Annotated in this window: 16 protein-coding genes; 8 read left to right on the forward strand and 8 right to left on the reverse strand. The window is 71.5% G+C overall.

Translation table 11 applies throughout. The annotated features are described in order from the left end of the window. Window positions 1-6: 6 nt before the first annotated feature. The 7 genes from ybaK (at window position 7) to LADH09A_RS10710 (ending at window position 6,334) form a co-directional block, all read left to right on the forward strand. Window positions 7-486 carry a Cys-tRNA(Pro) deacylase gene (gene ybaK / locus LADH09A_RS10680; RefSeq protein WP_238644715.1) on the forward strand — a complete coding sequence of 160 codons (480 nt, stop codon included), beginning with the start codon at window positions 7-9 and terminating at the stop codon, window positions 484-486. Window positions 487-665: 179 nt separating this feature from the next. Next, window positions 666-1,754: a sugar ABC transporter substrate-binding protein gene (locus LADH09A_RS10685; protein WP_238644716.1), complete on the forward strand. Its 1,089-nt coding sequence runs from the start codon at window positions 666-668 to the stop codon at window positions 1,752-1,754. Between the two features lie 115 nt (window positions 1,755-1,869). Continuing rightward, window positions 1,870-2,688, forward strand: coding sequence for an ATP-binding cassette domain-containing protein (locus LADH09A_RS10690; protein ID WP_238644717.1), 819 nt, complete (start codon window positions 1,870-1,872; stop codon window positions 2,686-2,688). Next, entirely contained in the window at window positions 2,685-3,947 is a 1,263-nt protein-coding gene (locus tag LADH09A_RS10695) for a sugar ABC transporter permease (RefSeq protein ID WP_238644718.1), read from the forward strand. Before LADH09A_RS10690 ends, LADH09A_RS10695 begins: the two co-directional genes overlap by 4 nt. Window positions 3,948-3,967: 20 nt before the next feature. Further along, window positions 3,968-5,149: an ROK family protein gene (locus LADH09A_RS10700; RefSeq protein ID WP_238644719.1), complete on the forward strand. Its 1,182-nt coding sequence runs from the start codon at window positions 3,968-3,970 to the stop codon at window positions 5,147-5,149. A gap of 19 nt (window positions 5,150-5,168) precedes the next feature. Then, window positions 5,169-5,465 carry a DUF1707 SHOCT-like domain-containing protein gene (locus tag LADH09A_RS10705; RefSeq protein ID WP_238644720.1) on the forward strand — a complete coding sequence of 99 codons (297 nt, stop codon included), beginning with the start codon at window positions 5,169-5,171 and terminating at the stop codon, window positions 5,463-5,465. A 125-nt stretch (window positions 5,466-5,590) separates the two neighbouring features. Further along, window positions 5,591-6,334 carry a DUF4142 domain-containing protein gene (locus tag LADH09A_RS10710; RefSeq protein WP_238644721.1) on the forward strand — a complete coding sequence of 248 codons (744 nt, stop codon included), beginning with the start codon at window positions 5,591-5,593 and terminating at the stop codon, window positions 6,332-6,334. A 31-nt stretch (window positions 6,335-6,365) separates the two neighbouring features. On the opposite strand, the gene LADH09A_RS10715 is transcribed toward LADH09A_RS10710, so the two are convergent. The 4 genes from LADH09A_RS10715 to tsaB are packed head-to-tail and all read right to left on the reverse strand — an operon-like array spanning window position 6,366 to window position 8,830. Then, window positions 6,366-6,620, reverse strand: a complete 255-nt coding sequence (locus LADH09A_RS10715) for a hypothetical protein (RefSeq protein WP_053660576.1) — start codon at window positions 6,618-6,620, stop codon at window positions 6,366-6,368. A gap of 14 nt (window positions 6,621-6,634) precedes the next feature. Further along, the gene (tsaD, locus tag LADH09A_RS10720) at window positions 6,635-7,681 is read right to left on the reverse strand and encodes a tRNA (adenosine(37)-N6)-threonylcarbamoyltransferase complex transferase subunit TsaD (RefSeq protein ID WP_238644722.1); all 1,047 of its coding nucleotides are present in this window, start codon (window positions 7,679-7,681) and stop codon (window positions 6,635-6,637) included. Next, the gene (gene rimI, locus LADH09A_RS10725) at window positions 7,674-8,156 is read right to left on the reverse strand and encodes a ribosomal protein S18-alanine N-acetyltransferase (RefSeq protein WP_238644723.1); all 483 of its coding nucleotides are present in this window, start codon (window positions 8,154-8,156) and stop codon (window positions 7,674-7,676) included. The genes tsaD and rimI overlap by 8 nt, the downstream gene beginning before the upstream one ends. Continuing rightward, the gene (gene tsaB, locus LADH09A_RS10730; RefSeq protein WP_238644724.1) at window positions 8,153-8,830 is read right to left on the reverse strand and encodes a tRNA (adenosine(37)-N6)-threonylcarbamoyltransferase complex dimerization subunit type 1 TsaB; all 678 of its coding nucleotides are present in this window, start codon (window positions 8,828-8,830) and stop codon (window positions 8,153-8,155) included. Before tsaB ends, rimI begins: the two co-directional genes overlap by 4 nt. A 283-nt stretch (window positions 8,831-9,113) precedes the next feature. Here tsaB and LADH09A_RS10735 point away from each other — a divergent pair, with 283 nt between their 5' ends. After that, on the forward strand, window positions 9,114-9,818 hold the full coding sequence (locus LADH09A_RS10735; RefSeq protein ID WP_238644725.1) for a helix-turn-helix domain-containing protein: 705 nt from the start codon (window positions 9,114-9,116) through the stop codon (window positions 9,816-9,818). Window positions 9,819-9,834: 16 nt separating this feature from the next. Here the strand turns inward: LADH09A_RS10735 and ung are convergent, their stop codons facing one another. The 4 genes from ung to alr form a co-directional block, all read right to left on the reverse strand. Beyond that, a complete protein-coding gene (gene ung, locus LADH09A_RS10740; protein WP_238644726.1) occupies window positions 9,835-10,536 on the reverse strand; it encodes a uracil-DNA glycosylase in 702 nt (233 codons plus the stop codon). Between the two features lie 67 nt (window positions 10,537-10,603). Continuing rightward, the gene (tsaE, locus tag LADH09A_RS10745) at window positions 10,604-11,086 is read right to left on the reverse strand and encodes a tRNA (adenosine(37)-N6)-threonylcarbamoyltransferase complex ATPase subunit type 1 TsaE (protein ID WP_238644727.1); all 483 of its coding nucleotides are present in this window, start codon (window positions 11,084-11,086) and stop codon (window positions 10,604-10,606) included. Next, a complete protein-coding gene (locus LADH09A_RS10750) occupies window positions 11,083-12,186 on the reverse strand; it encodes an alpha/beta fold hydrolase (protein ID WP_238644728.1) in 1,104 nt (367 codons plus the stop codon). The genes tsaE and LADH09A_RS10750 overlap by 4 nt, the downstream gene beginning before the upstream one ends. Further along, the gene (gene alr, locus LADH09A_RS10755) at window positions 12,183-13,301 is read right to left on the reverse strand and encodes an alanine racemase (protein WP_238644729.1); all 1,119 of its coding nucleotides are present in this window, start codon (window positions 13,299-13,301) and stop codon (window positions 12,183-12,185) included. Before alr ends, LADH09A_RS10750 begins: the two co-directional genes overlap by 4 nt. Window positions 13,302-13,370: the final 69 nt, after the last annotated feature.

Consider the following 13,370-nt stretch of genomic DNA (forward strand, 5'->3'; position numbering starts at 1 on the left):
GCCGGTGTGGCAGGACAGGGCACTCCGGCGACGGCACTGGTGGTCAAGCGTGGGGTGGCGCATCGCACCCACCCGTACCGGGTGGCGCCGGACGCCCCGAACTACGGCGCGTTGGTGGCGGTGGCGCTCGGCGTGCCACCGGAGCGCGTCTTCAAGTCGCTGGTGACCGAGGTCGACGGCACGCTCACCGTGGCGGTCGTCCCGGTCACCGGCGAGCTGGATCTGAAGGCGCTCGCGACGGCGGTCGGTGGCAAGCGGGCGGCGCTGGCCGACCGGGCGGTCGCCGAGCGGGCAACGGGCTACGTACGCGGGGGGATCAGCCCGCTCGGGCAGCGCAAGCGGCTGCCCACCGTGCTGGACGACTCCGCATTGGAATTCCCGACGATCTACGTCTCGGCTGGTCGGCGCGGCCTCCAGCTCGAACTGGCCGGGACGGATCTGGTGGCGCTGACCGACGCTCGCACCGCGCCGTTGCAGACCCGCTGACGACTCTCGTTACGTCCGGCTCCTCGTGGGATACCCGGGGAGTAACAGTCGCGTTGCTGAATTGTTATCGCTCCCAACAAACTTGGCACCTGCGCGGTCTTGTGGATCCGGTGTGACGCGAAATACGTTGCCGGACACAACAAAACAACACCTCCCCCACCCCCGAAAGGACCCTGCACATGCGTAAGGGGATCCTCACCATCGCCGCCGTGGGCCTGCTCACGACCGGCGGCTTGACCGCCTGTGGCGACGACTCCGGCTCCGGCTCGGCCGACTCCGCCAAGACTCCCAAGATCGGCGTGATCCTCCCGGACAGCAAGTCCTCGGCCCGGTGGGAGACCGCAGACCGTCGGTTCCTGGAAGAGGCCTTCAAGGCCGCCGGCGTCCAGTACGACATCCAGAACGCCCAGAACGACAAGACCGCCTTCCAGACCATCGCCGACCAGATGATCACCGGTGGCGTCACCGCCCTGATGATCGTCAACCTGGACTCCGGCACCGGCAAGGCCGTGCTCGACAAGGCCAAGTCGCAGGGCGTTGCCACGATCGACTACGACCGGCTCACCCTCGGCGGCTCCGCCCAGTACTACGTGAGCTTCGACAACGAGACCGTCGGCAAGCTCCAGGGCGAGGGCCTGTCGAAGTGCCTGACCGAGAAGGGCGCCAAGAACCCCGTCGTGGCGTACCTGAACGGCTCCCCCACCGACAACAACGCCACCCTGTTCAAGGCCGGCTACGACTCGGTGCTGAAGCCGAAGTTCGACGCCAAGGAGTACGTCAAGGGCCCCGAGGACGCCGTGCCGGCGTGGGACAACGCCCAGGCCGCGACGATCTTCGAGCAGCAGCTCACCAAGGCGAGCGGCAAGATCGACGGTGTGCTGGCCGCCAACGACGGTCTCGGCAACGCCGCCATCTCGATCCTCAAGAAGAACAAGCTCAACGGCAAGGTGCCGGTGACCGGGCAGGACGCCAGCACCGAGGGTCTGCAGAACATCCTCGCCGGCGACCAGTGCATGACCGTCTACAAGGCGGTTCGGGAAGAGGCCAAGGCCGCCTCCGACCTGGCCATCGCGCTCGCCAAGGGCGAGAAGAAGGAGACCGGCCAGACGGTGAAGGACGGTGACCGGGACGTCCCCTCGGTGCTGCTCACCCCGAAGGCCATCTACAAGGACAGCGTCAAGGACGTCATCGCCGACGGCTACGTGACCAAGGAAGAGGTCTGCACCGCGGCGTACGCCAAGTTCTGCGCCGAAGCCGGCATCAGCTGACCGACGCCGCAGTACCCGTCGGAACGACCATCGCCGCCCGGCACGGGAGCACCCTCCCGTGCCGGGCGGCGCCCGCCGGACGGGCCCCGACCCTCCCTTAAGAAGGAGACCCCCCGTGTCCGCGACCCCCTTGCTGGAACTCCGCGGGATCGACAAGAGCTTCGGTCCTGTCCAGGTGCTCCGCGACGTCGCCCTGACCGTCCACCCGGGCGAAGTGACCGCACTGGTCGGCGACAACGGCGCCGGCAAGTCGACCCTGGTGAAGTGCATCAGCGGCATCCACCCCACCGACGCTGGCGAGTTCCTGTTCAACGGTGAACCGGTACACATTGGCAGCCCCCGCGACGCCGCCGCACTCGGCATCGAGGTCGTCTACCAGGATCTCGCGCTCTGCGACAACCTGGACATCGTGCAGAACATGTTCCTGGGCCGGGAGAGGCGCAGCGGCATCGTCCTGGACGAGCCGACCATGGAACAACTCGCCGCGGAGACGCTGGCGGGGCTCTCCATCCGCACCGTCACCTCGCTGCGTCAGCACGTGTCCAGCCTCTCCGGCGGCCAGCGCCAGACCGTGGCCATCGCCAAGGCGGTGCTGTGGAACAGCAAGCTGGTCATCCTGGACGAGCCCACCGCGGCGCTCGGTGTGGCACAGACCGCGCAGGTGCTCGAACTGGTCCGCCGCCTCGCCGACAACGGCCTGGCCGTGGTGCTCATCTCGCACAACATGAACGACGTCTTCGCCGTGTCGGACCGGATCGCCGCGCTCTACCTCGGCCAGATGGTCGCCCAGGTGAAGACCACTGACATCACCCACGCCCAGGTGGTCGAGCTGATCACCGCCGGGCGCTCGGGCGGGCTCGGCCTCGCCACCGACCCGAGCAGCAACGGCGACGGCGCGCAGCCGGCCGACTCGACCTCAGGAGGCCTCCGATGACCGCGACCGCCGTGCGGAAGGACGGCCCGGCGGCCGTCACACCACCGCCAACCATCGGGGGGCACGCCCGCAGCTACTGGAGCCGGGTACGCGGTGGCGACGTCGGCGCGCTCCCGGCCGTGCTCGGCCTGATCGTGCTCTGCACCGTCTTCGCGATCATGCGGCCGTCGTCGTTCCTGTCGGCCGGCAACTTCGCCAACCTCTTCACCCAGGGCGCGGCGGTCACGCTGATCGCGATGGGCCTGGTCTTCGTGCTGCTGCTCGGCGAGATCGACCTGTCCGCAGGCTTCGCCAGCGGCGTCTGCGCGGCGGTGCTGGCCAATGTGGTCACCGTGCTCGGTTACCCCTGGTGGGTCGCCGTGCTCGCCGCGGTCGCCACCGGCGTGCTCATCGGCACCAGCCTCGGCCTGCTGGTCGCCAAGATCGGCATTCCGTCCTTCGTGGTCACCCTCGCCGGTTTCCTCGCCTTCCAGGGCATCGTGCTGCTGCTCGTGAAGGAGGGCACCAACATCTCCGTACGCGACGACGTGCTGGTCGCCATCGCGAACCGCAACCTCGCGCCCATCCTGGGCTGGTCGTTGGCCGCCCTCGCGGTCGTCGGCTACGCGGCGGTGCAACTGCTGCGCTACCGCAACCGGGTGGCCCGTGGCCTGATCACCGACCCGATCGCGGTGGTGGCCCTGCGGATCGGCGGGCTCGCCGTCATCCTCGGCGCCGCGGTGTACGTCCTCAACCTGGAGCGCAGCCGCAACGTCCTGATCGTCTCGCTCAAGGGTGTACCGATCGTGGTGCCGGTCATCGCGGTACTGCTGATCATCTGGACCTTCGTGCTGCAACGCACCAGCTACGGCCGACACATCTACGCCGTCGGCGGCAACCGGGAAGCGGCCCGCCGGGCCGGCATCGAGGTCGACCGGATCCGGATCTCGGTCTTCGTGATCTGCTCGTCGATGGCCGCCATCGGTGGCATCGTGGCGGCCAGCCGGGCCAACTCCGTCGACCCGAACACCGGGGGCAGTAACGTACTGCTCTACGCGGTCGGCGCGGCGGTGATCGGCGGCACCAGCCTCTTCGGTGGCAAGGGCCGGGTCCTCGACGCCGTGCTCGGCGGCGCGGTGGTCGCGGTCATCGAAAACGGAATGGGCCTGATGGGGTACAGCGCGGGAATCAAGTACGTGGTCACCGGCGTCGTGCTGCTGCTCGCCGCCAGCGTCGACGCGCTCTCCCGCCGCCGCGCGGCAGCCACCGGCACCCGCTGACCGCGGGAGGTAGCACCACGATGCGCCCAGGACCGAGCCAGGACGACGTCCGACGGCAGAACCTCGGGGCTCTGCTGAGGCATGTGCACGTCCACGGGGCGACCACACGCGCCGAACTGACCACCACGCTGGGCCTCAACCGCAGCACCATCGGCGCGCTCACCGCCGACCTGTCCGCCGTGGGGCTGGTCAGCGAAGGCGCGCCGAAGGAGACCGGCCGGGCCGGGCGACCGTCACTGGTCGTCCGGCCCGAGTCGGCCCGGGTCTACGCGTACGCGTACTCCGTGGAGGTGGACCGACTGCGCGCCGCCCGGATCGGGTTGGGTGGGGCGGTCCTGGACCGCCGCGACCTGGACAGACCACGAGGCCTGCTGGCCGCGGAGGCCGCGCCGCTGCTGGCCGGGGCGGTCAAGGAGATGCAGCAGTTGGTGCCGGCAGACGCGATCTGCGTCGGCGCCGGTGTCGCGGTCTGCGGCATGGTCCGCCGGGACGACGGCCTGGTCCGGCTCGGGCCGACCACCGGCTGGGTGGACGAGCCGATCGGCGCGGCCCTCGCCGACGAGCTGGGCATCGACGTGCCGGTCACGGTGGGCAACGTGGCCGACGTCGCCGCGTTCGCCGAGCACGCACGGGGTGTCGCGGCCGGTTGCGACAACGTCCTCTACCTGTACGGCGACGTCGGCGTGGGCGCCGGCATCATCGCCGGCGGACGCCGGCTGACCGGCCACGGTGGATACGGCGGCGAGGTCGGCCACATGAAGGTGGTCCGCGACGGCCGGCCCTGCGAGTGCGGCTCCCGGGGCTGCTGGGAGACCGAGATCGGCGAGCACGGTCTGCTCCGGGCCGCCGGACGCTCCGACGCCCGGGGTCGCGACGCGCTGCTGGCCGTCTTCGACGCCGCCGACCGGGGTGACGCCCGAGCCCAGACGGCGGTCCGCCAGGCCGGCGACTGGCTCGGCTTCGGGGTCGCGAACCTGGTGAACATCTTCAACCCCGAGATGGTCATCTTCGGCGGCACCATGCGCGACCTCTACCTCGCCGCGGCGGCCCAGATCCGCAGCCGGCTCAACTCCAACGCGCTCGGCGCCTGCCTGGAGCACGTCCGGCTGCGCACACCCAAGCTGGGGGCGGACGCCCCCCTGATCGGGGCGGCCGAGCTGGCCTTCGAACGACTCCTCGCCGACCCCCTCGACGTGGGCTGACCCGCGTACGCTGTCCGGCGTGGATGTCGAGCTGCGCGCCTCCGACGACGACCGCAACCGGGTGGTCGCCGAGCTGCACCGGCACACCGCGGCGGGCCGGCTGACCCTCGACGAGTTCTCCGATCGGGCGGGTGCGGTGTGGACCGCCCGCACCCTCGGTGACCTGGCCGCGCTGACCCGCGATCTGCCGGCACTGGCCGACCCGCCCGGTGACGGCGACGCCGTCGGGCACGGGCGCCGCGAGCTGCTGATGCTCTTCGCCGCCGCCGCGCTCACCCTGCTGCTGCTCGGCGGCTTCCTCGCCATCACCCGCTGATCCGGATCGTCAACCGATGAACTGATCGTGCGACCAGTCCGTATCAGTGGGCGGACGGGCAGCCGGGAGCGTATGGCTGTCCGGTCCCGACGCGTTTCGGTCCGGACCGAGGAGGCACCACAGACATGGCACCGCTCAGATCCGCCCATCGCCGACTGGGCAACCGGACCCACCGAGCGGCGATGCTGCTCGTCGCGATCGTCGCGGGGATCGGTGTCCTGCCCGGTATGGCCATGGCCGCGCCCGCCGGCGGCGGGCAGCAGCTCAACGCCGCCGACATGACACTGCTCAACGGGGTACGGCTGGCCGGGCTGTGGGAGATGCCAGCCGGTCAGATGGCCGCCGAGAAGGGGCAGTCGGCCAAGGTCCGGGAGATCGGTGCCGGCATCGCCAGTGAGCACCAGAAGCTCGACCAGCTCGTCGTCGACGCGGCCAACAAGCTGGGCGCGACGATCCCCAGCGAGCCGACGGCCGAGCAGAAGGGCTGGCTGGCGGAGATGCAGAAGGCCTCCGGCGCCCGATTCGACCAGATCTTCGTCACCCGGCTCCGGGTCGCCCACGGCAAGATCTTCCCGGTGATCGGGGCGGTGCGGGCCAGCACCCGGGACGCCACGGTCCGCAAGCTCTGCGACGACTCCAACGGCTTCGTGATGCACCACATGCAGATGCTGGAGAGCACCGGTCTGGTGCGCTGGCCGGAGCTGCCCCCGGCCGCGCTGCCCGCCCCGGGTGAGGACGGTCTGCTGGCCGCCGCCTCCGCCAACGCCGGCCCTCAGGTCGGTGTCAGCAGCACCGTCGTCTGGCTGGTCTTCCTCGCCGCGCTGGGCACCGGTGGCATCGCCACCTACCGGATGCTGCGCCGCACCTGACCATCGGCGGTGACCCCGTTGGTGGCTCGCGTCAGCGGTCGACCTGGGTGAAGTCCCAGGAGTGCGGGGCGCGGGCCACCAGCAGGGCAGGCGGGTCGGGCAGCGGCCGCGGGTTGCTGCGCCACTTGGAGATGACCACCACGCGATGGTCGGTGGACGAGAAGACCTCGCTGGAGACGTGCAGCGGGTCGTGCTCCAACTCGGGCAGGGCGGTGTCGCACACCCAGGTGATCAGGTCGGCGACGCCGTACGCCTCGGCGCGCGCCTCCCACATCCGTACGATCATGTCCGGCGCTCCCGTCACACGCTGACCGTGGTCAACGGCAGTGCCGAATCGGCGGGGAGGTCCAGTCGGCTCGGCGCGACCCCGGCGGCCACCAGGTGCGAACCGAGCGCGGCCACCATCGCACCGTTGTCGGTGCAGAGCTTCGGCCGGGGCACCCGAACCTGGATGCCGTACTTCTCGGCCCGCTGCTCGGCCATCGCCCGCAGCCGCGAGTTCGCCGCCACTCCCCCACCGATCACCAGGGTCTCGATGCCCTGGGCGCGGCAGGCGGCGAGCGCCTTGCTGGTCAGGACGTCACAGACCGCCTCCTGGAAGGACGCGGACACGTCGGCCACCGGCACCGGCTCACCGGCACGCTGACGCGCCTCGACCCACCGGGCCACCGCCGTCTTCAGGCCGGAGAACGAGAAGTCGTACCGGTGGGCGGCGAGGTCCTTCGCGGCGGTCAGGCCACGTGGGAAGGCGATCGCGGCAGCGTCGCCGGCCCGGGCCTCCCGGTCGATCGGCGGACCGCCCGGAAACGGCAGCCCGAGCAGCCGGGCGACCTTGTCGAACGCCTCGCCGGCCGCGTCGTCGATGGTGGCGCCCAGCGGGGTGACGCCCCGGGCCAGGTCGTCGACGAGCAGCAGGGACGAGTGCCCGCCGGACACCAGCAGCGCGATGGCGGGTTCGGGCAGTGGGCCGTGCTCAAGGGTGTCCACCGCGACGTGGGCGGCGAGGTGGTTGACGCCGTAGATGGGTTTCTCGGCGGCGACCGCGTACCCCTTGGCGGCGGCGACACCGACCAGCAGCGCGCCCGCCAGACCAGGCCCGGAGGTGACCGCGATCGCGTCGATGTCGGCCAGGGTGACTCCGGCCTCGGTGAGGGCCCGGTCCATGGTGGGCACGATGGCCTCCAGGTGTGCCCGACTGGCCACCTCGGGCACCACACCCCCGAACCGGGCGTGCTCCTCGACGCTGGAGGCGAGCGCGTCGGCCAGCAGGGTGTGCCCCCGCACGATGCCGACGCCGGTCTCGTCGCAGGAGGTCTCGATACCCAGGATCAGCGGTTCGTCAGCCATGGTCGTGTGGTCCGTTCCCGGTCGGCTCGGCGTCGCGCCGCATGACCAGCGCGTCGGTGTTGCTCGGTTGGTAGTAGCCGCGCCGCACCCCGATCGGCTCGAACCCGTACGTCGCGTAGAGCCGCTGGGCTGCGGCGTTGTCCACGGCGACCTCCAGCAGGGTGCTGCGGGCGTCACGCCGGGCCGCCTCGGCGAGCAGTTCCTCCAGCAGGGCACGGCCGACGCCGCGTCGCTGGGCGTCCCGGCGGACGGCGATGTTCTGCACCCACACCTCGTCCGGAGGAACCCCGGCGAGACCGGCGTAACCGAGCACCGCGCCTTCCCCGTCGACGGCGACCCGGTAGTGGTGTCCGTTGGCCAGCTCGCTCCAGAACATGGCCGGCGACCACTGCTCGGCGCCGAACAGGTCCGCCTCGATCGGCAGCACGTCGTCGATGTGCCACCAACGGAACGGGACGAGTCGTACCGCCGTCATGGCAGGACCGGTTTACGGCCGGTCGCCGCCACCGCGTCGGGACGGCGCAGGTAGAGCGGGGTGAGCCGCTCACTGGACGCACCCGCCCGGATCCGCTCGGCGGCGAGCAGCGCCAGCACGGTGGCGTCCGGGTACCGGGGCTCGACCCGGACGGGCAGGTCCAGGATCTCGGCGTACCGGTGCGCCCCGTCCCCGACCGCGATCGTCGCGCCCAGCTCCCGGGCGCGCGCGGCGGCGACCGACGGCGTGGACACCTCAGGCCCGACGATCCGCTGGCCCGCACCGTCGTAGACGGCCCAGTAGAGCTCCTTGCGCCGGGCATCACTGGCGGCCAGCACCGGCTCACCGGACGCCGCCGGGTAGCCGATGGCGTCCAGCGAGCAGACGCCGTACGTGGGGATGCCGAGCACCTGGCCCATCGTCGCGGCGGTGACCAGGCCGACCCGCAGCCCGGTGAACGGCCCCGGGCCGAGCCCGGCGACGACGGCGGTCAGGTCACGTGGGCGCGCGTCGGCGTCGGCGAGGACCGCGTCCACCTGGGGAGCGAGCAGTTCGCCGTGCGCGCGGGCATCGACCGTGCACCGGTACGCCCGGGACACGACATCATCCGCCGAGACCTCCACCAGCGCTGCGGTCACCGCAGGGGTCGAGCTGTCCACCACGAGTACGAGCACGGTAAGCCAGCCTAGCCGCCCCGCCACGGCCCCCGGTCACGCCCCGCCCTCAGCCGCCCCAGCCCCACCGCTCTCGGGGACGCTCCGGCTTGGGCGGCGGACATCTCAACAAGCGCTATACCTCTGGGTCATATTTATGACTCAGAGGTATAGCGCTCATCAGGGAAAGGCCCGCCACGAAGGGCATTCGACCCGCTCTCCCGGGAACCCGCCCGACAGCCGGCCAGTCGTGAATCAGCCTCAGCGGTATCGGATGGGGCCCAGCCTGGTTCACCATCCCGAGATGCCATCCACCCGTCTCGGCGCTCTGCTCGGCACCGTCCTCCGCCAGCAACGGCAGTTGCGCGGGCTGAGCCAGTGCGAGTTGGCCGAATTGGCCGCGGTCAGCCAGGCGACCGTCGCCCGGATCGAACGTGGCGGGCGGGCGCCCAGCGTCGCCATGCTCGAGGCGTTGCTCGCCGCGATGGAGGTGCAGCTGGTCGTCGGGGTGGAACCGCTGGACGCGCACCTCGACGCCCGGATGGACGACCTAGCCGCCCGGCCGATCGCCGAGCGGATCGACGAGCTGGGCCTGAATGAGCTGATGGACCGGCTCAGCGACCTCCCGCAGGTGATCACCGGAAGTACGGCTGCGTTGTTGCAGGGCGCGCCGGTGCCCGTGGACGCGCTGGAGATCGCCGTGCGATGGCAGGACTCGAAGGTGCTCACCCGCTGGCTGGAGAGGAACTACGGCCAGCGGTGGAACGCTCGCTGGGGCGAGTTCGGCGGGGTGTGGTTGGAGCCCGAGGAGCCGGGCGAGCACCGATGGTCGAGCCGGTACGGCGAGATCAGGGCCACGATGTGCGACGAGCTGCCCGAGACGATCGAGGTGCGCCACGGCGGTCGGGGTTACCAGGTGGTGCCGCTCGTCGAGTTGGAGCTGACCGAGCCACGCGCCGGCGAGCTGTTGCGCCGCTACCGGGACCGGCAGCAGGCCAGCGGAGGCTGAGCCAACGGCAGAGACGTCAGCCGGCGGTGCGCTCCCAGTCGATGGTGGGCAGGCCGGCGTCGGCGAGCGCCTTGTTGGCCGCGCTGAACGGACGGCTGCCGAGGAAGCCACGCGGGTTCATCGGGCTGGGGTGGCCGGCCTCCAGCACGACGTGCTGCGGGTTGGTGACCAGGGCCGCCTTCTTGCGGGCGTAGCCGCCCCAGAGCAGGAAGACCACCCGGTCCGGTGAGGCGTCCAGTGCCCGGATGGTGGCATCGGTGAACTCCTCCCAGCCGGCGTTGGCGTGCGAGCCCGGGGTGGCCTGACGGACGGTCAGCACCGCGTTGAGCAGCAGCACGCCCTGGGCGGCCCACCCGTCGAGGTTGCCGCTACGCGGCTTGGGAACGCCGACGTCCTCGCCCAGCTCCTTGAAGACGTTGCGCAACGACGGCGGCACCGTCACACCCTCGCGGACGCTGAAGCTCAACCCGTGGGCCTGCCCGGCCCGGTGGTAAGGGTCCTGGCCGAGGATCAGCACCCGGGTGCCCTGCGGCGGGCAGAGCCGGTAGGCCGAGAACAGGTCCTCCACGGGCGGGAAGACGGTCTGTGTCGCGTATTCCCGCGCGACGAACTCGGCCAGCGCGGCGGTGCGCGCCGCATCCAGGTGTGGGGTGAGCACGGCACGCCACTGCTCCGGCAGCAGGGCCAGCAGATCCAGGGCGGGGGCGTCGTCGGGCATCAGGAACCTCTCACACAGCGCGGGTCGGTCCCCCGCGCTCTAGGCATCGGGTACGACAGCGACCGGCCTAGCCCAGGTCGGCGAGCCGACGGGCCCAGTCGCCGCCGACCGGGTCCAGCTCGACGATGCGGGTGTCGTCGTCACGGCGGTCGATCCGGACCCGCAGGTGCGCGTCGACCAACTGCTCGACCAGGCCTTCGCCCCACTCCACCACGGTCACCGAGTCCTCGACCGATGCGTCGAGGTCCAGGTCGTCGATCTCGGCGCGGGGGTCGGTCGCCGCGCCCAGTCGGTACGCGTCGGCGTGCACCAGAGCCACCCGGCCGCCCCGGGCCGGATCGGGGCGGTGCACCCGGGCGATCACGAACGTCGGCGAGGTGACGTCGCCGAGAACACCGAGCCCGGCGCCGACGCCCTGGGTCAGCGCGGTCTTGCCGGCGCCCAGCGGGCCGGTCAACAACACCAGGTCGCCGGCGCGCAGCAGCCCGGCCAGGCGTCGACCGAACTCCCGAGTGTCCTCGACGGTCGGCAGCTTGACGACGTGACTCACCGTTCCTCCGGCTTCGCGAGTGATTCGAGGAACCGCGCGAGCGCGGCGTTGACCTCGTCGGCGTGTTCCAGCATCACCACGTGACCACTGTCTTTGATCTTGACGAACTCGGCGTGCGGCAGCCGCCGGACGATCTCCTCCGAGTGTGTCACCGGAGTGATCATGTCCTTGTCGCCGACCACCACCAGCACCGGCGTCGCGGCCAACGCCGCGAGAGCCGGGAAGCGCGAGTGGGTGGCCAGGGTCCGCAGGTATCGGGTCACCGTGTCGGCCGACGTCCGGGAGTTCATCATCTCCACATAGGACACCAGCGCGGGGCTGGGCTTGCGGGTGCCGAAGCCGTACTTGCGGGTCAGCAGCCAGGCCACGTTCGACGTCGACTTGCGGGCCTTGTCGATCACCGGCCCGCCGTACCGGGTGGCGTTGCTGACCATGTACAACACCGGGCCGCCGACCCGGCCGAGCAGCGCGGGCGCGACCAGCTTGGTCTCGGCGACGAGCCCGCCCGAGGTGGCCATCAGGACGGTGCCCACCACCCGGTCACCGAACAGCTCCGGGAACAACTCGGCGAACGCCATGATGGTCATGCCGCCCATCGAGTGACCGACCAGCACCAGCGGCCCGTCCGGCGCGGTGCGGTCGATCACCTGGCGCAGCGTCCGGCCGAGCACCGCGAGGTCGTACTCCCCGGTCTCCAACCGGCCGGACCGGCCGTGACCGGGCTGGTCGTACGCCACGACCCGGTAGTCACCCCGGGCGGCGAGCATCTGGCGCTGGAAGTGGAACGTCCCCATGTCCAGACAGAAACCGTGCACGAGCACCACCGTCGGATGCCCCGGCACCGGCCTGGTCGGCTCGACCACCTCGACGTGGATGTCCGTGCCGTCCGGCAGCGCCAGGCGGAACGCCTCGTCGTACCGCTGCTCGCCGAACGCCTCGTGCGCGTAGCGGTCGGCCGGGTCTGCCTTGAGCCGGCGGACCAGGGTGCGCTCGGTCGCGACGCCGGCCGCCAGGCCCGCGGCCGCGACCCCGACCGCGGCCCCGAGGATCCCCGCGACCCGGCCCACCGCGGTCCGCGGACGCGGAATGCGATAGCTCATGGCCGCTCGCCGTCATAGACCCGGGGCACCCGCGTGCCGCCGAACCGGGTGACGATCTCGTAGTTGATCGTGCCGACCGCCTCGGCCCAGTCGTCGGCGGTCGGCTCGCCGTCGGCGCCACTGCCGAACAGGGTCGCGACGTCGCCGTCGGCCACCGGGTCGTCGCCGCAGTCGATCACGAACTGGTCCATGCAGACGCGTCCCGAGATGGTCCTTCGCGCTCCGGCCAGCTGCACCGGCCCGGTGTTGGACGCGTGCCGGGGAACCCCGTCGGCGTAGCCGAGCGGGACCACGGCCAGATTCGCGTCGGCTTCCGTCGTGTAGGCGTGCCCGTAGGAGATACCGGTGCCGGCGGGCACCCGCTTGGTGAGCATCACCCGGGCGCGCGCCGTCATCGCCGGCCGCAGCCCGTACGTCTCGCCGGCCACCGGGGAGAGGCCGTAGATGGCCAGGCCGGGGCGGACCAGGTCGAAGTGGGTGTCCGGGCGGGTCAGGGTGGCCGCCGAGTTGGCCAGGTGCCGCCAGCGCGGTCGCAGCCCGGCCCGCTCGACCATGGCCAGCCCCTCGTGGAACACGGCCAGTTGACGGTCGGTGGTGGGGTGGCCGGGCGAGTCCGCGTACACGAAGTGGCTCCACACGCCGACCACCTCGACCAGGCCGTCGGCCTGGGCCTTCGCGGCGGCGTCCAGCAGCGCCGGCCAGTCGGCGACGGTCGCCCCGCCCCGGGACAGCCCAGTGTCGATCTTCAGGTGCAGGCGGGCGGGACGCCCGGCGAGCCGGCTCGCCTCGATCATCTCGTCCAGTTGCGGCAGGCTGGCCGTGCCCAGGTCCACCCCGGCGCTGACCCCCTCGTGCAGCGGCAACCCCGGCGCGAGCAGCCAGGCCAGCACCGGCACTGTCACTCCGGCCCGCCGCAGGGTGAGCGCCTCGTCGAGGGTGCAGACGCCGAGCCAGTCCGCACCGGCGTCGAGCGCGGCGCGGGCGGCCGGAAGCATCCCGTGGCCGTACCCGTCGGCCTTCACCACCGCCATCAGCTCGGCGGTGGTGCCGGAGCGGAGTCGGCTCACGTTCTCGCGGATCGCGTCAAGATCGACGCGTACCTCGGCCTGCCACATACGCCCAGCCTACTTTCCGCCGTGATCACCGGGGGCGGCGACGCACGCCCCCGCACGCCGACCCGGCCG

Origin of the sequence: Micromonospora cabrerizensis (assembly GCF_022230955.1) — a bacterium.
GTDB lineage: Bacteria > Actinomycetota > Actinomycetes > Mycobacteriales > Micromonosporaceae > Micromonospora > Micromonospora cabrerizensis.